Source organism: Citrobacter sp. Cpo126, assembly GCF_030332445.1.
GTDB lineage: Bacteria > Pseudomonadota > Gammaproteobacteria > Enterobacterales > Enterobacteriaceae > Citrobacter > Citrobacter portucalensis.
This window is the reverse complement of sequence record NZ_JAOWHT010000020.1, coordinates 127643-148895: the sequence shown is the minus strand read 5'-3', so window position 1 is coordinate 148895 and position 21253 is coordinate 127643. Positions and strand designations below refer to the sequence as shown.

The following is a 21253-nucleotide window of genomic DNA, read 5'->3' as shown; positions in this document are numbered from 1 at the left end:
GTATTCACGATACGTATGATTGTATATTCGCCATGCTTATGGTTATATTGTTTTTGAAATTTAAACATATGAATCACCGTGCAGTGACACCTGCCACACTGCGCTCGCATTGGTCTTTTGTTCATTTAGGTTTGTACCTTTATGTTTTCCTAATTTTAATGTTTTTTCTTTTTCTCATCTTATATGTATGGTAAATCATATTAACGGAGATTATTTCTTCACTCCGTCTGGGAAAAGGGAGTTTAGAGTGACAGTGGAGTTAAATATGCCAGAAGTAAAAATAATAGATAAAACAAATATTATAGATATGGGGAAGCCACAGCTTCGCATGGTTGATCTTAATTTATTAACCGTCTTTGATGCGGTGATGCAAGAACAAAATATTACCCGTGCCGCGCATACTTTAGGAATGTCGCAACCTGCTGTCAGTAATGCGGTCGCGCGCCTGAAAGTGATGTTTAATGATGAGCTTTTTGTTCGTTATGGACGCGGTATCCAGCCGACAGCAAGAGCTTTCCAGCTATTTGGTTCTGTTCGCCAGGCATTGCAATTAGTGCAAAATGAACTACCTGGATCGGGTTTTGAGCCAGCCAGCAGCGAGCGCGTATTCAATCTTTGCGTATGCAGCCCATTGGATAATATTCTGACGTCGTTGATTTATAATCGGGTTGAGCAAGTAGCGCCAAACATTCATGTCGTATTTAAATCTTCACTCAATCAAAATACAGAGCATCAATTACGTTACCAGGAAACAGAATTCGTTATTAGCTATGAAGAATTCCGTCGTCCTGAATTTACCAGTATTCCGTTATTCAATGACGAAATGGTGTTAGTCGCAAGTAAAAAGCATCCGCGCATTAGTGGTCCGTTACTGGAAAGCGATGTCTATAATGAACAGCATGCGGTGGTGTCACTTGATCGCTTCGCATCATTCAGCCAACCGTGGTATGACACACCGGATAAACAATCCTGCGTAGCTTATCAGGGCATGGCATTAATTAGCGTTCTTAATATTGTGTCGCAAACGCATTTGGTCTCTATTGCGCCGCGTTGGTTAGCAGAAGAATTTGCCGATTCTTTAGAACTACAGATCTTACCTTTACCGTTAAAATTGAACAGCCGCACATGCTATCTTTCCTGGCATGAAGCCGCGGGCCGGGATAAAGGACATCAATGGATGGAAGAGCTGTTAGTCTCCGTTTGTAAGCAGTAGCACTCGGCAGAGTAAACCGGACAATACATCCTGTTTATTCTGCTTTTGTCTTTATAACTGAAATTTTATGCTGAACTCTATTTTTTACGTCTGTCCAAAAGTGTCAAAAAATAGAGTAATTGCTGTAAGTTCCCATTTTTAAGCGATTATTTATCATACTGATTGCTTATGCTGGTTTAATTCTCCGTTTATTCGCGTCTTTCCTCCTTTTTATTCTTATTTACTCCAGTGACACCCCTTCGGAGTCAATTGCCATGCGTCATCGTCAGCGGTTAATGTGTTGTTAAACCGTAATTCATTATAAGAGTGAGGCAAGCCATGGAGATGTTGTCTGGAGCCGAGATGGTCGTCCGATCGCTCATCGATCAGGGTGTGAAGCAGGTATTCGGTTATCCCGGGGGGGCCGTCCTCGATATTTATGATGCGCTGCATACGGTCGGAGGTATTGATCATGTGCTGGTCCGCCATGAACAAGCGGCGGTACATATGGCTGATGGCCTTGCGCGTGCCACGGGAGAAGTGGGGGTCGTATTAGTTACCTCCGGACCGGGGGCGACCAACGCGATTACCGGAATCGCAACGGCTTACATGGATTCCATTCCGCTGGTGATCCTCTCCGGACAGGTCGCAACGTCGCTGATTGGCTACGATGCCTTCCAGGAGTGCGACATGGTAGGTATATCCCGCCCGGTGGTAAAACACAGCTTCCTGGTCAAACAAACGGAAGATATCCCGCAGGTGCTGAAAAAAGCCTTCTGGCTGGCAGCAAGCGGTCGTCCTGGGCCGGTGGTGGTGGATTTGCCGAAGGATATTCTGAATCCGGCGAAGAAACTGCCTTATAGCTGGCCGGACTCGGTGAGTATGCGCTCGTATAATCCGACGACGACGGGGCATAAAGGACAGATCAAACGGGCGCTACAGACGCTGGTCGCGGCGAAGAAACCGGTTGTCTATGTGGGTGGTGGCGCGGTCAATGCTGCTTGCCATGAGCAGTTAGCTCAGATTGCTGAAGCGCTGAATCTGCCGGTTGTCTCCTCGCTAATGGGGTTGGGCGCGTTTCCGGCCACGCATCGTCAGGCGCTGGGCATGTTAGGGATGCACGGTACCTACGAAGCGAATATGACCATGCATCATTCCGATGTGATCTTTGCTGTCGGCGTTCGCTTTGACGATCGAACGACAAATAACCTGGCAAAATACTGTCCGAATGCGACCGTGCTGCATATCGACATCGATCCGACCTCTATTTCTAAAACCGTTACTGCGGATATTCCGATTGTGGGTGATGCCCGTCTGGTGCTGGATCAAATGCTCGAACTGCTGGAGCAAGAGAAATCACAGCAGCCACTGGATGATAACCGTGACTGGTGGCAACAGATTGAGCACTGGCGCGCCCGTCAGTGTCTGAAATACGACACGCAAAGCGAAAGCATTAAGCCGCAGGCGGTGATTGAAACCATCTGGCATCTGACGAAAGGGGAAGCGTATGTGACCTCTGACGTTGGCCAGCATCAGATGTTTGCCGCACTTTATTATCCGTTCGATAAACCGCGTCGCTGGATTAACTCAGGCGGCCTCGGCACGATGGGATTCGGTTTACCTGCGGCGTTAGGGGTGAAAATGGCGTTGCCGGATGAAACGGTAGTGTGCGTCACCGGGGATGGCAGCATTCAGATGAATATCCAGGAGCTGTCGACGGCGCTGCAGTATGAACTGCCGGTGCTGGTGCTCAACCTTAACAACCGTTATCTCGGCATGGTCAAACAATGGCAGGACATGATCTACTCCGGGCGTCACTCCCAGTCTTACATGCAGTCGCTGCCCGATTTTGTGCGCCTTGCTGAGGCTTATGGGCATATCGGTATCCAGATTAATCATCCAGATGAACTGGAGAGCAAGCTGGGTGAAGCGCTGGAGCATGTGCGTAATCATCGCCTGGTGTTTGTCGACGTCACCGTCGACGGCAGTGAGCATGTCTACCCGATGCAGATTCGTGGGGGCGGGATGGATGAAATGTGGCTAAGCAAAACGGAGAGGACCTGATTATGCGCCGGATATTATCAGTATTGCTGGAAAATGAGTCGGGTGCATTGTCGCGGGTGATTGGCCTCTTCGCCCAGCGTGGATACAACATTGAAAGCCTGACCGTCGCGCCGACCGACGACCCCACCTTATCGCGGATGACGATTCAGACGGTAGGGGATGAGAAAGTCCTTGAGCAGATCGAAAAGCAGCTCCACAAACTGGTGGATGTTCTGCGCGTTAGCGAGCTGGGGCAGGGTGCCCACGTTGAACGAGAAATCATGCTGGTGAAAATCCAGGCCAGTGGTTATGGCCGGGAAGAGGTGAAACGCAATACGGAGATTTTCCGCGGGCAAATCATCGACGTGACGCCGTCTATCTACACCGTACAACTGGCGGGCACCAGCGACAAGCTGGATGCGTTTCTGGCAACCTTGCGTGAAGTCGCCAAAATTGTGGAAGTTGCTCGTTCCGGTGTGGTGGGACTCTCCCGTGGCGATAAAATTATGCGCTAATCGTCAACCGTAGGCCTGGTAAGCAAAGCGCTATCAGGCCTCATCGTGGAGGTCATGCCGGATAGCGGCATAAACGCCTTATCCTGCCTGCAGGTAACGAACCCGCTTTCGCTGATGCTACCTGCTGCGCTTTTTTTTGCGAAATCAGCAGTAACCAGAGACAAAAGCGGTTGCCGCAGTCATTATTCTGCGCTTAGATGTTAAGAAGTTTAACCCATGCCATCTAAAAGGTTATGGTTTGTACATTTTACGCAAGGGGCAATTGTGAAACTGGATGAAATCGCTCGGTTGGCCGGCGTTTCGCGAACGACTGCAAGCTACGTTATTAATGGCAAAGCAAAGCAATATCGCGTAAGCGACAAAACGGTTGAAAAAGTCATGGCGGTGGTGCGTGAGCATAATTACCACCCGAATGCCGTGGCGGCCGGGCTGCGTGCTGGACGCACACGTTCTATCGGGCTGGTGATCCCGGATCTTGAGAACACAAGCTATACCCGGATCGCAAACTATCTGGAACGCCAGGCGCGTCAGCGTGGGTATCAGCTGTTGATTGCCTGCTCTGAAGATCAGCCGGATAACGAAATGCGCTGTATTGAGCATCTTTTACAGCGCCAGGTCGATGCCATTATTGTGTCGACTTCTTTGCCGCCTGAGCATCCGTTCTACCAACGCTGGGCAAACAGTTCATTCCCGATTGTGGCGCTGGACCGTGCACTGGACCGCGAACATTTTACCAGCGTTGTGGGGGCGGATCAGGATGATGCGGAAATGTTGGCAGAGGAGTTACGCAAATTCCCTGCTGAAACCGTCCTCTATCTGGGCGCGCTTCCTGAATTATCCGTCAGTTTCCTGCGCGAGCAGGGTTTTCGTACCGCGTGGAAGGACGATCCGCGTGAAGTCCATTTCCTGTACGCCAACAGCTATGAGCGGGAAGCGGCTGCGCAGCTGTTTGATAAATGGCTGGAAACGCACCCAATGCCTCAGGCGTTGTTTACCACGTCGTTTGCCCTGTTGCAGGGCGTGATGGATGTGACCCTGCGTCGTGATGGGCAACTGCCGTCTGATTTAGCGATTGCGACTTTTGGCGATCACGAACTGCTCGACTTCCTGCAGTGCCCGGTACTGGCAGTGGCACAGCGCCATCGTGATGTCGCAGAACGCGTGCTGGAGATTGTACTGGCAAGTCTGGACGAACCGCGTAAACCAAAACCAGGTTTAACGCGTATACGGCGTAATCTCTACCGTCGCGGTATTCTCAGCCGTAACTAAGTTTCCTCAATTGATGACGTCGGCGGGATAAGCCTCTGACGTCTTCAATTTTTCTATTCTCAGAAATAACCGCATTATATTTAAGAATATTCTTTAGAATTATCTGAAATCATTCTTGAAATACCCCGAATTAAAAATGCAACTATCCATTTTTGGGTTATTGATACGTAACGACGCGTTACGCTTGTATTATTTTGTTACATGCTTGTATGGATTTGCCGAATTAACAAACACTTTGCTCTCGTATTGCGGCCATCTGGTGCTTTCCTCGGCTCTGCGCGGCGTACAGACCGATTAACTGGTACTGTTAACTCGCTGCATATTGTCCTAAAATGCCGCTCGCGTCGCAAACTGACACTTTATATTTTCTTTGGATGATATTCAGTTGTTTTAAACAATGATGAGTTGTTGGATTTTTTTCTTACAAATATTCATGACGTTAATTTGCTTCGTTTGCTGTACGGAATTTGTTCAACGCTGATATTAGCCGTAAACAATGGGTTTTTTGCTCCGCTAAGCGCCGCGACTTGCTTGACAAGGTTTTCCTCCGCTCCGTAAACTCCTTTAAGTGGGAATTTGTGGGATAAAGTGGTAATTGGGGGTGAGACTGGCATGTTCCGGGGAGCAACGTTAGTTAATCTCGACAGTAAAGGGCGCTTATCCGTGCCTACCCGTTATCGGGATCAACTGCTTGAGAGCGCTACCGGTCAAATGGTTTGCACCATTGACATCCATCACCCGTGCCTGCTGCTGTACCCCCTGCCTGAATGGGAAATAATCGAGCAGAAGCTATCGCGTCTGTCGAGCATGAATCCAGTTGAGCGTCGCGTACAGCGCTTATTGTTGGGTCATGCCAGCGAATGTCAGATGGATAACGCTGGTCGATTACTGATAGCGCCCATTCTGCGGCAACACGCAGGGCTAACGAAAGAAGTGATGCTGGTTGGGCAGTTCAATAAGTTTGAGCTGTGGGATGAAACGACCTGGTATCAACAGGTCAAGGAAGATATCGACGCTGAGCAGTCTGTTACTGGCGCGTTGTCGGAACGATTGCAGGATTTGTCTCTATAAAATGACGGAAAATTATAAACATACAACGGTGTTGCTGGATGAAGCCGTAAACGGCCTGAATATTCGTCCAGACGGCATCTACATTGACGGGACATTTGGTCGCGGCGGTCACTCACGTCTGATCCTCTCCCAGCTTGGCGAAGAGGGACGTTTACTGGCAATCGATCGCGATCCGCAGGCTATTGCCGTTGCAAAAACGATTACCGATCCCCGTTTCTCCATCGTACATGGACCTTTCTCTGCGCTGGCTGACTATGTCGCCGAGCGTGGACTGACCGGTAAGATCGACGGGATTCTTCTCGATCTCGGCGTTTCTTCACCGCAGCTCGATGACGCAGAGCGCGGTTTCTCGTTTATGCGTGACGGTCCGTTAGATATGCGTATGGACCCAACACGCGGTCAGTCAGCGGCCGAATGGCTGCAAACCGCCGATGAAGCAGACATTGCCTGGGTGATTAAAACCTTTGGCGAAGAGCGCTTCGGCAAACGCATTGCGCGCGCCATCGTGGAGCGCAACCGCATCGAACCGATGACCCGCACCAAAGAGCTGGCGGAAGTTATTGCAGCGGCAATGCCGGTGAAGGACAAATTCAAACATCCCGCGACCCGTACCTTCCAGGCGGTGCGCATTTGGGTGAACAGTGAACTGGAGGAGATAGAGCAGGCGCTAAAAAGCTCGCTCAGCGTGCTGGCTCCAGGTGGTCGCCTTTCGATCATCAGTTTCCATTCGCTTGAAGACCGCATTGTGAAACGCTTTATGCGTGAACAAAGCCGTGGTCCTCAGGTACCGGCTGGAATACCGATGACCGAAGCGCAGATCAAAAAGCTGGGCGGCCGTGAGTTAAGAGCACTAGGCAAGATGATGCCGGGTGAAGAAGAGGTAGCTGAGAATCCTCGTGCCCGTAGTTCAGTTCTGCGTATTGCAGAGAGGACGAACGCATGATCAGCAGAGTGACAGAAGCCCTCAGCAAAGTTAAAGGATCGATAGGAAGCAACGAGCGCCATGCCTTGCCTGGCGTGATCGGTGACGATCTTTTGCGGTTTGGGAAGCTGCCACTCTGCCTGTTCATTTGCATTATTTTGACGGCGGTTACCGTCGTGACAACAGCACACCATACGCGGTTACTGACTGCGCAGCGTGAGCAGCTGGTTCTGGAGCGAGATGCGCTGGATATCGAATGGCGCAACTTGATCCTTGAGGAGAACGCGCTCGGCGACCATAGCCGTGTTGAACGGATCGCAACGGAAAAGCTGCAAATGCAGCATGTCGATCCCTCACAAGAAAATATCGTAGTACAAAAATAAGGATAAACGCGACGCATGAAAGCAGCGGCAAAAACGCACAAACCAAAACGCCAGGAAGAACAAGCCAACTTTATCAGTTGGCGTTTTGCGTTACTGTGCGGCTGTATTTTGCTGGCACTGGGTTTTCTGCTGGGGCGCGTTGCCTGGCTGCAAATCATCGCGCCGGACATGCTGGTGCGTCAGGGTGATATGCGCTCTCTACGCGTCCAGGAAGTGTCTACATCACGCGGAATGATTACCGACCGCTCTGGTCGCCCGCTGGCGGTGAGCGTTCCGGTTAAAGCGATATGGGCCGACCCGAAAGAAGTACATGATGCAGGCGGCGTGAGCGTTGGCGAACGCTGGAGAGCGCTGTCAACCGCGCTGAATCTCCCGCTCGATCAACTGGCTTCCCGCATTAACGCCAACCCGAAAGGGCGCTTCATCTATCTGGCGCGTCAGGTAAACCCTGACATGGCCGACTACATCAAGAAACTGAAGCTGCCAGGTATCCACCTGCGCGAAGAATCCCGCCGTTACTATCCTTCCGGAGAAGTGACTGCTCACCTCATCGGCTTTACTAACGTCGACAGCCAGGGGATTGAAGGCGTAGAGAAGAGCTTCGACAAGTGGCTCACCGGACAACCGGGCGAACGTATTGTACGTAAAGACCGTTATGGCCGCGTCATTGAAGATATCTCCTCTACCGACAGCCAGGCGGCGCATAACCTCGCGTTGAGCATTGATGAGCGTTTACAGGCACTGGTCTACCGTGAACTGAATAACGCCGTGGCGTTCAACAAGGCGGAGTCAGGCAGTGCGGTACTGGTGGATGTAAACACCGGTGAAGTGCTGGCCATGGCCAACAGTCCGTCCTACAACCCGAACAATCTCACCGGTACGCCAAAAGACGCGATGCGTAACCGTACCATCACCGACGTGTTTGAACCGGGTTCTACCGTTAAACCGATGGTGGTGATGACCGCGCTGCAGCGTGGCGTGGTACGCGAAAATACCGTCCTTAACACTATCCCTTACCGAATTAATGGCCACGAAATCAAAGACGTGGCGCGTTATAGCGAATTAACCCTCACAGGGGTTTTGCAGAAGTCGAGTAACGTCGGTGTTTCCAAGCTGGCGTTAGCGATGCCGTCCTCAGCGTTAGTAGATACTTACTCACGTTTTGGGCTGGGAAAAGCGACCAATTTGGGGTTGGTCGGAGAACGCAGTGGCTTATATCCTCAAAAACAACGGTGGTCTGACATAGAGAGGGCCACCTTCTCTTTCGGCTACGGGCTAATGGTAACGCCGTTACAGTTAGCGCGAGTCTATGCAACGATCGGCAGCTACGGCGTTTATCGTCCACTGTCGATTACCAAAGTTGACCCTCCTGTTCCGGGTGAGCGTATCTTCCCGGAAGATACCGTGCGTACCGTCGTGCATATGATGGAAAGCGTGGCGCTGCCGGGCGGCGGCGGCGTGAAGGCGGCGATTAAAGGCTATCGCATCGCTATTAAAACCGGTACAGCGAAAAAAGTAGGGCCGGATGGCCGCTACATCAACAAATACATTGCTTATACCGCAGGCGTTGCGCCTGCGAGTCAGCCGCGCTTCGCGCTGGTTGTTGTTATCAACGATCCGCAGGCGGGTAAATACTACGGTGGCGCCGTTTCCGCGCCGGTCTTTGGTGCCATCATGGGCGGCGTACTGCGCACCATGAACATCGAGCCGGATGCGCTGACAACGGGCGATAAAAATGAATTTGTGAATAATCAAGGCGAGGCAACAGGTGGCAGATCGTAATTTGCGCGACCTTCTTGCTCCATGGGTGCCGGGTGCACCGGAGCGAGCACTGCGGGAGATGACGCTTGACAGCCGTGTGGCTGCATCAGGCGATCTGTTTGTCGCAGTATTGGGTCATCAGGCGGACGGGCGTCGGTATATCCCGCAGGCGATAGCGCAAGGTGTGGCTGCCATTATTGCAGAAGCAAAAGATGAAGCTACTGATGGTGAAATCCGTGAAATGCATGGCGTTCCGGTCATCTATCTCAGTCAGCTTAACGAACGTTTATCTGCACTGGCGGGCCGTTTTTACCACGAGCCTTCTGAGAAAATGCGTCTGGTCGGTGTAACCGGGACTAACGGTAAAACCACCACCACCCAATTGCTGGCCCAGTGGAGCCAACTGCTTGGCGAAACCAGCGCGGTAATGGGAACAGTAGGTAATGGCCTGCTGGGCAAAGTGATCCCGACGGAAAATACCACCGGTTCAGCCGTTGATGTCCAGCATGTGCTGGCGGGGCTGGCTGCGCAGGGCGCAACGGTTGGCGCGATGGAAGTCTCTTCACACGGCCTGGTTCAGCATCGCGTGGCGGCGCTGAAGTTTGCCGCATCAGTATTTACTAACTTAAGCCGTGACCATCTCGACTACCACGGCGACATGGAACATTACGAAGCTGCGAAATGGCTGCTGTATTCCACGCACCATTGCGGTCAGGCCATCGTCAATGCGGATGATGAAGTCGGGCGTCGCTGGCTGGCGAAACTCCCTGATGCGGTTGCCGTTTCGATGGAAGACCACATCAACCCGAACTGTCATGGTCGTTGGTTAAAAGCGGTTGACGTGAAGTATCACGACAGCGGGGCAACGATTCGTTTTACCTCCTCATGGGGCGACGGCGAAATTGAAAGCCGCCTGATGGGGGCGTTTAACGTCAGCAATCTTTTGCTGGCGCTGGCAACGCTGTTGGCACTGGGCTATCCGTTAGCTGATTTACTGAAAACGGCGACACAATTGCAGCCGGTTTGCGGACGTATGGAAGTGTTCAGCGCGCCGGGTAAAACCACCGTGGTGGTTGATTACGCTCATACGCCAGATGCGCTGGAAAAAGCGCTGCAGGCGGCACGTCTGCACTGTACTGGCAAACTGTGGTGCGTCTTTGGCTGCGGTGGCGATCGCGATAAAGGCAAACGTCCGTTGATGGGCGCAATCGCCGAGCAGTTTGCAGATGTTGTCGTGGTGACTGATGACAACCCGCGTACCGAAGAGCCGCGCGCCATTATTAACGACATTCTGGCGGGTATGCTGGATGCCGGACAGGCGAAGGTGATGGAAGGGCGCGCAGAAGCCGTGACAAACGCCATTATGCAGGCGAAAGAAAACGACGTGGTGCTGGTGGCCGGGAAAGGTCACGAAGATTACCAGATCGTCGGCTCGCAGCGTCTCGACTATTCTGACCGCGTGACCGCAGCGCGTCTGCTGGGGGTTATCGCATGATTAGCGTAACGCTCAGCCAACTGGCGGAGATCCTCAGTGGCGAACTGAAAGGGGCCGATCTTACCCTTGATGCCGTAACAACCGATACGCGTAAAGTGACGCCGGGCTGCCTGTTTGTGGCGCTGAAAGGCGAACGCTTTGATGCCCATGATTTTGCAGACAAAGCGCAAGAGAGCGGGGCGGGTGCGCTGCTGGTCAGCCGCCCGTTGGACACCAACCTGCCGCAGCTGATTGTTAAAGATACGCGTTTGGCGTTTGGTGAACTGGCGGCGTGGGTGCGCGCTCAGGTTCCGGCGCGCGTTGTCGCGCTGACCGGCTCATCCGGTAAAACGTCCGTCAAAGAGATGACGGCTGCCATTCTGAGCCAGTGTGGTAACACCCTATATACCGCGGGCAATCTGAATAACGACATCGGCGTACCGATGACGCTGCTGCGCTTAAATAACGATTACGACTATGCCGTGATTGAGCTCGGCGCCAACCATCAGGGCGAAATCGCCTGGACCGTCGGCCTGACGCGTCCGGAAGCGGCGCTGGTGAACAATCTGGCCGCCGCGCACCTGGAAGGTTTCGGCTCTCTGGCGGGCGTTGCGAAGGCAAAAGGTGAGATTTTTACCGGCCTTTCTGCGAACGGTATCGCCATTATGAATGCCGACAACAACGACTGGTTGAACTGGCAAAGCATCATCGGCGAACGCAAAGTCTGGCGCTTCTCCCCGAATGCGGCCAACAGCGACTTTTCTGCTACCAACGTTCATGTGACCTCGCATGGCACAGAATTTTCTCTGCAAACGCCGACCGGAAGCATTGATGTCCTGCTGCCGTTGCCGGGTCGCCACAATATCGCTAACGCCCTTGCGGCGGCGGCGCTTTCTATGGCGGTAGGCGCGACGCACGAGGCGATCAAAGCGGGTTTGAAGGATCTGCAAGCGGTACCGGGACGTCTGTTCCCGATTCAACTCGCAGAAAATCAGCTGCTGCTGGATGACTCCTATAACGCGAACGTCGGTTCGATGACCGCAGCGGTGCAGGTGCTGTCTGAAATGCCGGGCTATCGCGTACTGGTCGTTGGCGATATGGCAGAGCTTGGCGCAGAAAGTGAAGCATGCCATGTACAGGTAGGTGTTGCTGCGAAAGCAGCAGGTATCGACCGTGTACTGAGTACAGGAAAACTGAGTCAGGCAATTAGCGACGCCAGCGGCGTTGGCGAACATTTTGCGGATAAAAGCGCGCTGGCCGCGCATCTTAAAGCATTGATTGCAGAACATCAGGTCATGACGATTTTAGTGAAGGGTTCACGTAGTGCCGCCATGGAAGAGGTAGTACGCGCATTACAGGAGAATGGGACATGTTAGTTTGGCTGGCCGAACATTTGGTCAAATATTATTCCGGCTTTAACGTCTTTTCCTATCTGACGTTTCGCGCCATCGTCAGCCTGCTGACCGCGCTGTTCATCTCTTTGTGGATGGGCCCGCGCATGATTGCCCGCTTGCAAAAAATGTCCTTTGGACAGGTTGTACGTAACGACGGTCCGGAATCGCACTTTAGTAAACGTGGTACGCCAACCATGGGCGGGATCATGATCCTCACCGCGATTGTTATCTCCGTTCTGTTGTGGGCATATCCGTCGAACCCGTATGTATGGTGCGTGCTGGTGGTATTGATTGGCTACGGCATTATCGGTTTTGTCGATGACTACCGCAAAGTGGTGCGCAAAGATACCAAGGGGTTGATTGCCCGCTGGAAGTACTTCTGGATGTCGGTGATTGCGCTGGGTGTAGCCTTTGCGCTGTACCTCGCCGGTAAAGATACCCCGGCTACCGAGCTGGTGGTGCCGTTCTTTAAAGATGTCATGCCGCAATTGGGGCTGTTCTACGTGCTGCTGGCGTACTTCGTTATTGTAGGTACTGGCAATGCGGTAAACCTCACCGATGGCCTGGATGGTCTGGCGATTATGCCGACCGTGTTCGTGGCCGCAGGTTTTGCGCTGGTGGCATGGGCTACAGGTAACATGAACTTTGCCAACTACCTGCACATTCCCTATTTACGCCATGCCGGTGAACTGGTGATCGTCTGTACGGCGATTGTCGGTGCGGGGTTAGGCTTCCTGTGGTTTAACACCTATCCGGCGCAGGTCTTTATGGGCGACGTCGGTTCTCTGGCGCTGGGCGGCGCGCTGGGCATTATTGCCGTGCTGCTGCGTCAGGAGTTCCTGCTGGTAATCATGGGCGGCGTATTTGTTGTGGAAACGCTGTCGGTCATTCTGCAGGTTGGCTCCTTTAAGCTGCGCGGGCAGCGTATCTTCCGTATGGCGCCGATTCACCATCACTATGAACTGAAAGGCTGGCCGGAACCGCGCGTAATTGTGCGCTTCTGGATTATTTCGCTGATGCTGGTGCTGATTGGCCTGGCAACGCTGAAGGTACGTTAATCATGGCTGATTACCAGGGTAAAAAAGTCGTCATTATCGGTCTGGGACTGACCGGGCTGTCCTGCGTGGATTTCTTTCTGGCGCGCGGCGTGACGCCGCGTGTGATGGATACCCGCGCAACGCCACCTGGCCTGGATAAATTGCCGGAAGCGGTTGAGCGTCATGTTGGCAGCCTGAATGATGATTGGCTGCTGGCCGCCGATCTTATCGTCGCCAGCCCTGGTATTGCCCTGGCGCATCCTTCGCTGAGCGCCGCTGCTGATGCAGGGATCGAAATTGTCGGTGACATCGAGCTGTTCTGTCGTGAAGCGCAGGCGCCGATCGTCGCGATCACCGGTTCCAACGGGAAAAGCACCGTCACCACGTTGGTGGGAGAAATGGCGAAAGCGGCTGGTGTGAACGTGGGTGTTGGCGGAAATATCGGCCTGCCCGCGCTGATGTTGCTGGATGACGAACGTGAGCTGTATGTACTGGAGCTGTCGAGCTTCCAGCTGGAGACAACCTCCAGCTTACAGGCCGTAGCCGCCACCATTTTGAACGTCACTGAAGATCATATGGACAGGTATCCGTTTGGCTTGCAGCAGTACCGTGCAGCCAAACTGCGCGTCTATGAGAATGCGAAAGTGTGTGTGGTTAATGCCGATGATGCGCTGACCATGCCGATTCGCGGGGCGGATGAGCGCTGCGTGAGCTTTGGCATCAACATGGGTGACTATCATCTCAATCGTCAGCAGGGTGAGACCTGGCTGCGGGTGAAGGGTGAAAAAGTCCTGAACGTGAAAGAGATGACGCTTACCGGCCAGCATAACTATACCAACGCCCTGGCGGCGCTGGCGCTGGCGGATGCTGCGGGTCTGCCGCGGGCATCCAGCCTGAAAGCGCTGACTACCTTTACCGGTCTGGCGCATCGTTTCCAGTTGGTACTGAATCATAACGGTGTGCGTTGGATCAACGACTCAAAAGCCACCAACGTTGGCAGCACCGAAGCGGCACTGAATGGCCTGCACGTTGACGGTACGTTGCACCTGCTGCTGGGCGGCGATGGGAAATCCGCCGACTTTATGCCGCTGCAACGCTACCTGACTGGCGACAACATTCGTCTGTACTGCTTTGGTCGCGATGGCGCGCAGCTTGCCGCTCTGCGTCCTGAGGTTGCGGAACACACTGAAACCATGGAGCAGGCAATGCGTCTGCTCGCACCGCGTGTGAAGTCGGGCGATATGGTGCTGCTGTCGCCAGCCTGCGCCAGCCTTGACCAGTTCAAGAACTTTGAGCAACGCGGTGACGTCTTTACCCGTTTAGCGAAGGAGTTGGGTTGATGCGATTCTCTCTCCCTCGTCTGAAAATGCCGCGCGTACCGGGACTGGGTGTCCTGGCGTGGATCTTCGCGGCACTTAAAGGCTGGGTGATGGCTTCGCGTGATAAAGACGCGGACAGCCTGATCATGTATGACCGCATGCTGCTGTGGCTGACTTTTGGTCTGGCAGCGATCGGTTTTGTGATGGTGACATCGGCATCGATGCCTGTAGGGCAACGCCTGGCAGGCGATCCTTTCCTGTTTGCTAAGCGTGACGCGCTGTATATCTTCCTCGCGTTCTGTCTGGCGATGGTGACGCTGCGTCTGCCGATGGAGTTCTGGCAAAAGTACAGCACGACGATGCTGATCGCCTCGATCATCATGTTGTTGATCGTGCTGGTGGTGGGGAGCTCCGTTAACGGGGCATCGCGCTGGATCGCGCTGGGTCCACTGCGTATTCAGCCTGCGGAATTCACCAAGCTGTCGCTGTTCTGTTATCTCGCTAACTACCTGGTGCGTAAAGTCGATGAAGTGCGTAATAACCTGCGCGGCTTCTTAAAACCGATGGGTGTGATTCTGGTGCTGGCAGTCTTACTGCTGGCGCAGCCTGACCTTGGTACGGTGGTGGTGCTGTTTGTCACGACGCTGGCGATGCTGTTTCTCGCTGGCGCGAAACTGTGGCAGTTCATTGCCATTATCGGCATGGGGATTTCGGCGGTGGTGCTGCTGATCCTTGCCGAACCGTATCGTATTCGCCGCGTAACCTCCTTCTGGAACCCATGGGAAGATCCGTTTGGCAGCGGCTATCAGTTAACGCAATCGCTGATGGCTTTTGGTCGCGGTGAGGTTTGGGGTCAGGGGTTAGGTAATTCAGTGCAAAAACTGGAGTATTTACCGGAAGCGCACACCGACTTCATCTTCGCCATCATTGGGGAAGAGCTGGGTTATATCGGTGTGGTATTGGCACTTTTAATGGTATTCTTCGTCGCTTTTCGCGCGATGTCGATTGGCCGCAAAGCGCTGGAAATTGACCACCGTTTTTCAGGCTTTTTAGCCTGCTCCATCGGGATTTGGTTTAGCTTCCAGGCCCTGGTAAACGTCGGCGCGGCAGCAGGTATGCTGCCAACAAAAGGTCTGACGTTACCGCTGATCAGTTATGGTGGTTCCAGTTTGTTGATTATGTCGACGGCCATCATGTTTTTGTTACGTATTGATTATGAAACGCGTCTGGAAAAAGCCCAGGCGTTTACACGAGGTGCACGATGAGTGGTCAACCGAAGCGGTTAATGGTGATGGCAGGCGGTACCGGCGGGCATGTGTTCCCGGGGCTGGCGGTCGCGCATCATTTAATGGCCCAGGGCTGGCAGGTTCGTTGGCTGGGCACCGCCGATCGTATGGAAGCGGACTTAGTGCCGAAGCATGGCATTGAAATTGACTTTATTCGCATCTCCGGTTTGCGTGGCAAAGGTGTCAACGCGCTGCTTGCCGCCCCCGTGCGTATTTTTAATGCCTGGCGTCAGGCGCGCGCCATCATGAAGCAGTTTAAGCCTGATGTGGTGCTGGGGATGGGCGGCTACGTGTCCGGCCCTGGCGGTCTGGCTGCCTGGTCATTAGGCATTCCGGTTGTCCTGCATGAGCAGAACGGCATTGCGGGATTAACCAACAAGTGGCTGGCAAAGATTGCAACGAAGGTTATGCAGGCTTTCCCAGGCGCTTTCCCGAATGCGGAAGTGGTCGGGAACCCGGTACGCACGGACGTGCTGGCGCTGCCGTTACCCGAAGCGCGTCTGGCTGGACGTGAAGGCCCGGTTCGTGTGCTGGTCGTCGGGGGGTCTCAGGGCGCACGCGTATTGAACCAGACGATGCCGCAGGTTGCCGCAAAACTTGGTGACGCGGTGACTATCTGGCATCAGAGTGGCAAAGGCGCGCAGCAAACCGTTGAACAGGCGTATGCCGACGCGGGACAACCGCAGCACAAGGTCACTGAGTTTATTGATGATATGGCAGCTGCCTACGCGTGGGCGGATGTTGTAGTTTGTCGCTCCGGCGCGCTGACGGTAAGCGAAATTGCCGCCGCAGGTTTGCCTGCGCTGTTTGTGCCTTTCCAGCACAAAGACCGACAGCAGTACTGGAATGCGCTGCCGCTGGAGAAAGCGGGCGCCGCCAAAATTCTTGAGCAGCCGCAGTTTACTGTGGATGCCGTCGCTAACACCCTTTCCGGGTGGTCGCGAGAAACCTTATTAACCATGGCAGAACGTGCGCGCGCCGCTTCCATTCCGGATGCTACAGAGCGCGTTGCTAATGAAGTGAGCCGGGCTGCCCGGGCGTAATTGTGGTGATGCCTTTTGCATCGCATGAACTAAGAAGTTAATGGCTAAAGAATGAATACACAACAACTGGCAAAACTGCGTTCCATCGTGCCCGAAATGCGTCGCGTTCGGCACATTCACTTTGTCGGCATCGGTGGTGCTGGTATGGGCGGTATTGCCGAAGTTTTGGCCAACGAAGGTTATCAGATCAGCGGTTCTGACTTAGCGCCGAACCCGGTGACGCAGCAGTTGACGAATCTGGGCGCCACGATTTTCTTCAACCATCGCCCGGAAAACGTGCGCGATGCGAGCGTGGTGGTGGTATCCAGCGCCATTTCTGCGGATAACCCGGAAATTGTTGCGGCGCATGAAGCGCGCATTCCGGTGATCCGTCGTGCTGAAATGCTGGCGGAGTTAATGCGTTTTCGTCACGGTATCGCCATTGCCGGGACGCACGGTAAAACCACGACCACAGCGATGGTCTCTAGTATCTACGCGGAAGCGGGGCTGGATCCGACGTTTGTCAACGGCGGTCTGGTGAAGGCCGCAGGCGTCCATGCGCGTCTGGGTCATAGCCGTTATTTAATTGCGGAGGCGGATGAGAGCGATGCGTCGTTCCTGCATTTGCAGCCGATGGTAGCGATTGTTACCAATATCGAAGCCGATCATATGGATACCTACCATGGCGACTTCGAAAATTTAAAGCAGACGTTTATTAATTTCCTGCATAACTTGCCGTTTTATGGTCGTGCGGTGATGTGCGTTGACGACCCAGTGATCCGCGAGTTGTTGCCGCGAGTTGGTCGTCAAACCACAACCTATGGTTTCAGCGATGATGCTGATGTGCGCGTCGAAGATTATCAGCAGATTGGTCCACAAGGACACTTCACGCTGCTGCGTCAGGGGATGGCAGATTTACGCGTGACGTTGAACGCACCGGGCCGTCACAATGCGCTGAACGCGGCGGCGGCGGTAGCAGTTGCAACAGAAGAAGGCATTGAAGACGACGCAATTCTGCGCGCGCTGGAAAGTTTCCAGGGCACCGGACGACGTTTTGACTTCCTCGGCGAATTCCCACTTGAGCCGGTAAACGGTAAAACCGGGACGGCGATGCTGGTGGATGATTATGGTCATCACCCTACGGAAGTGGATGCCACGATTAAAGCTGCACGCGCGGGCTGGCCGGACAAAAATTTGGTGATGCTGTTCCAGCCGCACCGCTTTACGCGTACTCGCGATCTGTATGACGACTTTGCCAACGTGCTGACTCAGGTCGATGCACTGTTGATGCTGGATGTGTACGCCGCGGGTGAAGCCGCGATTCCAGGAGCCGACAGTCGCTCGCTGTGCCGTACGATCCGTGGTCGCGGTAAGATCGACCCGATTCTGGTATCCGATCCGGCTCAGGTGGCAGATATGCTGGCGCCGGTATTAACCGGCAACGATCTGATTTTGGTGCAGGGCGCTGGAAATATCGGCAAAATCGCGCGTTCCTTAGCTGAAATCAAACTGAAGCCGCAAAACCCGGAGGAAGAACAACATGGCTGATAAAATCGCGGTCCTGTTAGGGGGAACCTCCGCAGAGCGTGACGTTTCGCTGAATTCCGGCGCGGCCGTACTGGCAGGGTTACGCGAAGGTGGTGTGGATGCTCATCCAATTGACCCAAAAGAGGTTGATGTCACGCTTTTGAAATCGATGGGTTTTCAAAAGGTGTTTATTGCGCTGCACGGTCGTGGTGGTGAAGATGGCACGTTGCAGGGCATGCTGGAGCTGGTTGGTCTGCCGTACACCGGTAGTGGCGTCATGGCTTCTGCGATTTCGATGGACAAACTGCGCAGCAAACTGTTGTGGCAGGGGGCTGGTTTACCGGTCGCGCCTTGGGTCGCATTGACCCGCGCTGAGTTCGAAAAAGGTCTTAGTGATGAGGTTGTTACGGAGATTTCTGCGCTAGGTTTGCCGCTGATTGTGAAGCCAAGCCGTGAAGGCTCAAGCGTAGGGATGTCAAAAGTTGAAGAAGAAAATGCTTTGCATGGTGCATTAGCATTGGCTTTTCAGCATGATGAAGAAGTACTGATCGAAAAATGGCTCAGTGGCCCGGAATTTACAGTTGCGATACTTGGTGAAGAAATTTTACCGTCAATACGTATCCAACCCGCGGGAACCTTCTATGATTATGAGGCGAAGTATCTCTCTGATGAGACACAATATTTCTGCCCTGCCGGTCTGGAAGTCGAACAAGAGGCCCGTTTACAGGAATTAGTCCTGAAAGCGTGGACCACATTGGGCTGTAAAGGTTGGGGTCGCATTGACGTCATGCTGGACAGCGATGGCCAGTTTTATCTGCTGGAAGCGAATACCTCTCCGGGTATGACCAGCCACAGTCTGGTGCCGATGGCGGCGCGTCAGGCGGGCCTGAGCTTCTCGCAGTTGGTGGTAAGAATTCTGGAGTTGGCGGACTGATATGTCGCAGGCTGCGCTGAACACGCGAAACGGTGATGAAGAAGAAGTAAACTCCTCACGCCGCAATAATGGAACGCGTCTTGCAGGAATATTGTTCCTGCTGACAGTGCTGTGCACCGTGTTTGTCAGCGGCTGGGTAGTGTTGGGATGGATGGAAGATGCGCAACGTTTGCCTTTATCGAAACTGGTGTTAACCGGCGAACGACATTACACGCGCAATGACGATATTCGTCAGTCCATTTTGGCGCTGGGCGCTCCGGGAACCTTTATGACTCAGGATGTGAACATCATTCAGAGTCAAATTGAACGCCTCCCCTGGATTAAACAGGCGAGCGTCAGAAAGCAATGGCCCGATGAATTGAAGATTCATCTGGTTGAATATGTGCCCATTGCGCGTTGGAATGACCAACATATGGTAGATGCTGAAGGAAATACGTTCAGTGTTCCAACCGGTCGGGCCAATAAGCAGGTATTACCCATGTTGTATGGACCGGAAGGCAGCGCAAGTGAAGTGTTGCAAGGGTTCCGCGATATGGGGCAGGTGCTGGCTAAGGATAGATTCACCCTGAAGGAAGCGGCGATGACCGCTCGTCGTTCCTGGCAGTTGACGCTGAATAACGATATTAAGCTGAATCTGGGCAGGGGCGATACGATAAAACGTTTGGCTCGCTTTGTGGAACTCTACCCGGTTTTACAGCAGCAGGCGCAAACCGATGGCAAACGGATTAGCTACGTTGATTTGCGTTATGACTCAGGAGCGGCAGTAGGCTGGGTTCCCTTGCCTCCTGAGGAATCTAATCAGCAACAGAATCAGGCACAGGCAGAACAACAATGATCAAGGCGACGGACAGAAAACTGGTAGTTGGACTGGAGATTGGCACCGCGAAGGTAGCCGCTTTAGTAGGGGAAGTTCTGCCCGACGGTATGGTCAATATCATTGGCGTGGGCAGTTGCCCATCGCGAGGTATGGATAAAGGCGGGGTGAATGACCTTGAGTCAGTGGTGAAGTGCGTACAGCGCGCCATTGACCAGGCTGAACTGATGGCAGATTGCCAGATTTCCTCGGTGTATCTGGCACTTTCCGGTAAACATATTAGCTGTCAAAATGAAATTGGTATGGTGCCCATTTCCGAAGAGGAAGTGACGCAGGAAGATGTGGAAAACGTGGTACATACGGCAAAATCCGTACGCGTTCGCGATGAACATCGTGTTCTGCACGTTATTCCGCAGGAATACGCCATCGACTACCAGGAAGGCATTAAAAATCCGGTCGGTCTTTCCGGCGTGCGTATGCAGGCAAAAGTCCATCTTATTACCTGCCACAACGACATGGCAAAGAACATTGTCAAAGCCGTTGAACGTTGTGGTCTGAAAGTTGACCAACTGATTTTTGCCGGGTTGGCAGCCAGTTATTCCGTGTTGACGGAAGATGAACGTGAGCTGGGTGTCTGCGTGGTGGATATTGGTGGTGGTACAATGGACATCGCCGTTTATACTGGCGGGGCGTTGCGCCACACTAAAGTTATCCCTTATGCAGGGAATGTAGTGACCAGCGATATCGCGTATGCCTTTGGTACGCCGCCGAGCGATGCTGAAGCCATCAAAGTGCGCCATGGTTGCGCGCTGGGCTCCATCGTGGGTAAAGACGAAAGCGTTGAAGTGCCAAGCGTAGGTGGTCGTCCACCGCGTAGCCTGCAACGTCAGACCCTGGCAGAGGTCATTGAGCCGCGTTATACCGAGCTGCTCAACCTGGTCAACGAAGAAATTTTGCAATTACAAGAACAGCTTCGCCAGCAGGGTGTGAAACATCATCTGGCGGCGGGGATTGTGTTAACCGGTGGCGCTGCGCAAATTGAAGGTCTTGCGGCCTGCGCACAGCGCGTGTTCCATACGCAAGTACGTATTGGCGCACCGCTGAATATCACTGGTCTGACGGATTATGCCCAGGAGCCGTATTATTCAACGGCAGTGGGGCTGCTTCACTACGGGAAAGAATCCCATTTGAGTGGTGAGGCTGAAGTAGAAAAACGCGTTACGGCATCAGTTGGCTCGTGGATCAAACGACTCAATAGCTGGCTGCGAAAAGAGTTTTAATTTTTAAAGA

The 21253-nt window shown here is 53.3% G+C and carries 18 protein-coding genes; all 18 read left to right on the top strand.

What is annotated here, in order from left to right; all coding sequences use genetic code 11:
* Positions 1–265: 265 nt before the first annotated feature.
* The 18 genes from leuO to ftsA all read left to right on the top strand — a co-directional run bounded on the left by leuO (position 266) and on the right by ftsA (position 21243).
* Complete coding sequence (leuO, locus tag OGY17_RS01465) at positions 266–1213, top strand: transcriptional regulator LeuO (RefSeq protein WP_020996231.1); 948 nt, start codon at positions 266–268, stop codon at positions 1211–1213.
* Between the two features lie 318 nt (positions 1214–1531).
* Entirely contained in the window at positions 1532–3256 is a 1725-nt protein-coding gene (gene ilvI / locus OGY17_RS01460) for an acetolactate synthase 3 large subunit (RefSeq protein ID WP_286576402.1), read from the top strand.
* Between the two features lie 2 nt (positions 3257–3258).
* Entirely contained in the window at positions 3259–3750 is a 492-nt protein-coding gene (gene ilvN, locus OGY17_RS01455) for an acetolactate synthase small subunit (RefSeq protein WP_003829566.1), read from the top strand.
* Positions 3751–4014: 264 nt separating this feature from the next.
* Positions 4015–5019, top strand: a complete 1005-nt coding sequence (cra, locus tag OGY17_RS01450; protein WP_003018794.1) for a catabolite repressor/activator — start codon at positions 4015–4017, stop codon at positions 5017–5019.
* Between the two features lie 612 nt (positions 5020–5631).
* Entirely contained in the window at positions 5632–6090 is a 459-nt protein-coding gene (mraZ, locus tag OGY17_RS01445; protein ID WP_003018792.1) for a division/cell wall cluster transcriptional repressor MraZ, read from the top strand.
* A 1-nt stretch (position 6091) separates the two neighbouring features.
* Positions 6092–7033, top strand: a complete 942-nt coding sequence (gene rsmH, locus OGY17_RS01440) for a 16S rRNA (cytosine(1402)-N(4))-methyltransferase RsmH (RefSeq protein WP_003018789.1) — start codon at positions 6092–6094, stop codon at positions 7031–7033.
* A complete protein-coding gene (ftsL, locus tag OGY17_RS01435) occupies positions 7030–7395 on the top strand; it encodes a cell division protein FtsL (RefSeq protein ID WP_000625651.1) in 366 nt (121 codons plus the stop codon). The genes rsmH and ftsL overlap by 4 nt, the downstream gene beginning before the upstream one ends.
* A gap of 15 nt (positions 7396–7410) precedes the next feature.
* Positions 7411–9177 carry a peptidoglycan glycosyltransferase FtsI gene (gene ftsI, locus OGY17_RS01430; RefSeq protein WP_003829538.1) on the top strand — a complete coding sequence of 589 codons (1767 nt, stop codon included), beginning with the start codon at positions 7411–7413 and terminating at the stop codon, positions 9175–9177.
* Complete coding sequence (gene murE / locus OGY17_RS01425) at positions 9164–10651, top strand: UDP-N-acetylmuramoyl-L-alanyl-D-glutamate--2,6-diaminopimelate ligase (protein WP_008786196.1); 1488 nt, start codon at positions 9164–9166, stop codon at positions 10649–10651. The genes ftsI and murE overlap by 14 nt, the downstream gene beginning before the upstream one ends.
* Positions 10648–12006, top strand: coding sequence for a UDP-N-acetylmuramoyl-tripeptide--D-alanyl-D-alanine ligase (murF, locus tag OGY17_RS01420; protein ID WP_286606273.1), 1359 nt, complete (start codon positions 10648–10650; stop codon positions 12004–12006). The genes murE and murF overlap by 4 nt, the downstream gene beginning before the upstream one ends.
* Positions 12000–13082 carry a phospho-N-acetylmuramoyl-pentapeptide-transferase gene (gene mraY / locus OGY17_RS01415; protein ID WP_003018774.1) on the top strand — a complete coding sequence of 361 codons (1083 nt, stop codon included), beginning with the start codon at positions 12000–12002 and terminating at the stop codon, positions 13080–13082. Before murF ends, mraY begins: the two co-directional genes overlap by 7 nt.
* A 2-nt stretch (positions 13083–13084) precedes the next feature.
* Positions 13085–14401, top strand: coding sequence for a UDP-N-acetylmuramoyl-L-alanine--D-glutamate ligase (gene murD / locus OGY17_RS01410; protein ID WP_032942364.1), 1317 nt, complete (start codon positions 13085–13087; stop codon positions 14399–14401).
* Entirely contained in the window at positions 14401–15645 is a 1245-nt protein-coding gene (ftsW, locus tag OGY17_RS01405; protein WP_003829529.1) for a cell division protein FtsW, read from the top strand. The genes murD and ftsW overlap by 1 nt, the downstream gene beginning before the upstream one ends.
* A complete protein-coding gene (gene murG / locus OGY17_RS01400) occupies positions 15642–16709 on the top strand; it encodes an undecaprenyldiphospho-muramoylpentapeptide beta-N-acetylglucosaminyltransferase (protein ID WP_003829528.1) in 1068 nt (355 codons plus the stop codon). The genes ftsW and murG overlap by 4 nt, the downstream gene beginning before the upstream one ends.
* A gap of 51 nt (positions 16710–16760) precedes the next feature.
* Positions 16761–18236 carry a UDP-N-acetylmuramate--L-alanine ligase gene (gene murC / locus OGY17_RS01395; RefSeq protein ID WP_048236139.1) on the top strand — a complete coding sequence of 492 codons (1476 nt, stop codon included), beginning with the start codon at positions 16761–16763 and terminating at the stop codon, positions 18234–18236.
* Complete coding sequence (locus OGY17_RS01390; RefSeq protein ID WP_048214939.1) at positions 18229–19149, top strand: D-alanine--D-alanine ligase; 921 nt, start codon at positions 18229–18231, stop codon at positions 19147–19149. Before murC ends, OGY17_RS01390 begins: the two co-directional genes overlap by 8 nt.
* Position 19150: 1 nt before the next feature.
* Positions 19151–19984, top strand: a complete 834-nt coding sequence (ftsQ, locus tag OGY17_RS01385; protein WP_003018758.1) for a cell division protein FtsQ — start codon at positions 19151–19153, stop codon at positions 19982–19984.
* Complete coding sequence (gene ftsA, locus OGY17_RS01380; protein ID WP_003018755.1) at positions 19981–21243, top strand: cell division protein FtsA; 1263 nt, start codon at positions 19981–19983, stop codon at positions 21241–21243. The genes ftsQ and ftsA overlap by 4 nt, the downstream gene beginning before the upstream one ends.
* The last annotated feature ends 10 nt before the right edge of the window (positions 21244–21253 follow it).

Excerpts from the sequence above, each read along its gene's own strand:
- leuO (WP_020996231.1), top strand. The coding sequence starts at position 266 with ATGCCAGAAGTAAAAATAATAGATAAAACAAATATTATAGATATGGGG.
- ilvI (WP_286576402.1), top strand. The coding sequence starts at position 1,532 with ATGGAGATGTTGTCTGGAGCCGAGATGGTCGTCCGATCGCTCATCGAT.
- ilvN (WP_003829566.1), top strand. The coding sequence starts at position 3,259 with ATGCGCCGGATATTATCAGTATTGCTGGAAAATGAGTCGGGTGCATTG.
- mraZ (WP_003018792.1), top strand. The coding sequence starts at position 5,632 with ATGTTCCGGGGAGCAACGTTAGTTAATCTCGACAGTAAAGGGCGCTTA.
- rsmH (WP_003018789.1), top strand. The coding sequence starts at position 6,092 with ATGACGGAAAATTATAAACATACAACGGTGTTGCTGGATGAAGCCGTA.
- ftsL (WP_000625651.1), top strand. The coding sequence starts at position 7,030 with ATGATCAGCAGAGTGACAGAAGCCCTCAGCAAAGTTAAAGGATCGATA.
- ftsI (WP_003829538.1), top strand. The coding sequence starts at position 7,411 with ATGAAAGCAGCGGCAAAAACGCACAAACCAAAACGCCAGGAAGAACAA.
- murF (WP_286606273.1), top strand. The coding sequence starts at position 10,648 with ATGATTAGCGTAACGCTCAGCCAACTGGCGGAGATCCTCAGTGGCGAA.
- mraY (WP_003018774.1), top strand. The coding sequence starts at position 12,000 with ATGTTAGTTTGGCTGGCCGAACATTTGGTCAAATATTATTCCGGCTTT.
- murD (WP_032942364.1), top strand. The coding sequence starts at position 13,085 with ATGGCTGATTACCAGGGTAAAAAAGTCGTCATTATCGGTCTGGGACTG.
- ftsW (WP_003829529.1), top strand. The coding sequence starts at position 14,401 with ATGCGATTCTCTCTCCCTCGTCTGAAAATGCCGCGCGTACCGGGACTG.
- murG (WP_003829528.1), top strand. The coding sequence starts at position 15,642 with ATGAGTGGTCAACCGAAGCGGTTAATGGTGATGGCAGGCGGTACCGGC.
- murC (WP_048236139.1), top strand. The coding sequence starts at position 16,761 with ATGAATACACAACAACTGGCAAAACTGCGTTCCATCGTGCCCGAAATG.
- OGY17_RS01390 (WP_048214939.1), top strand. The coding sequence starts at position 18,229 with ATGGCTGATAAAATCGCGGTCCTGTTAGGGGGAACCTCCGCAGAGCGT.
- ftsQ (WP_003018758.1), top strand. The coding sequence starts at position 19,151 with ATGTCGCAGGCTGCGCTGAACACGCGAAACGGTGATGAAGAAGAAGTA.
- ftsA (WP_003018755.1), top strand. The coding sequence starts at position 19,981 with ATGATCAAGGCGACGGACAGAAAACTGGTAGTTGGACTGGAGATTGGC.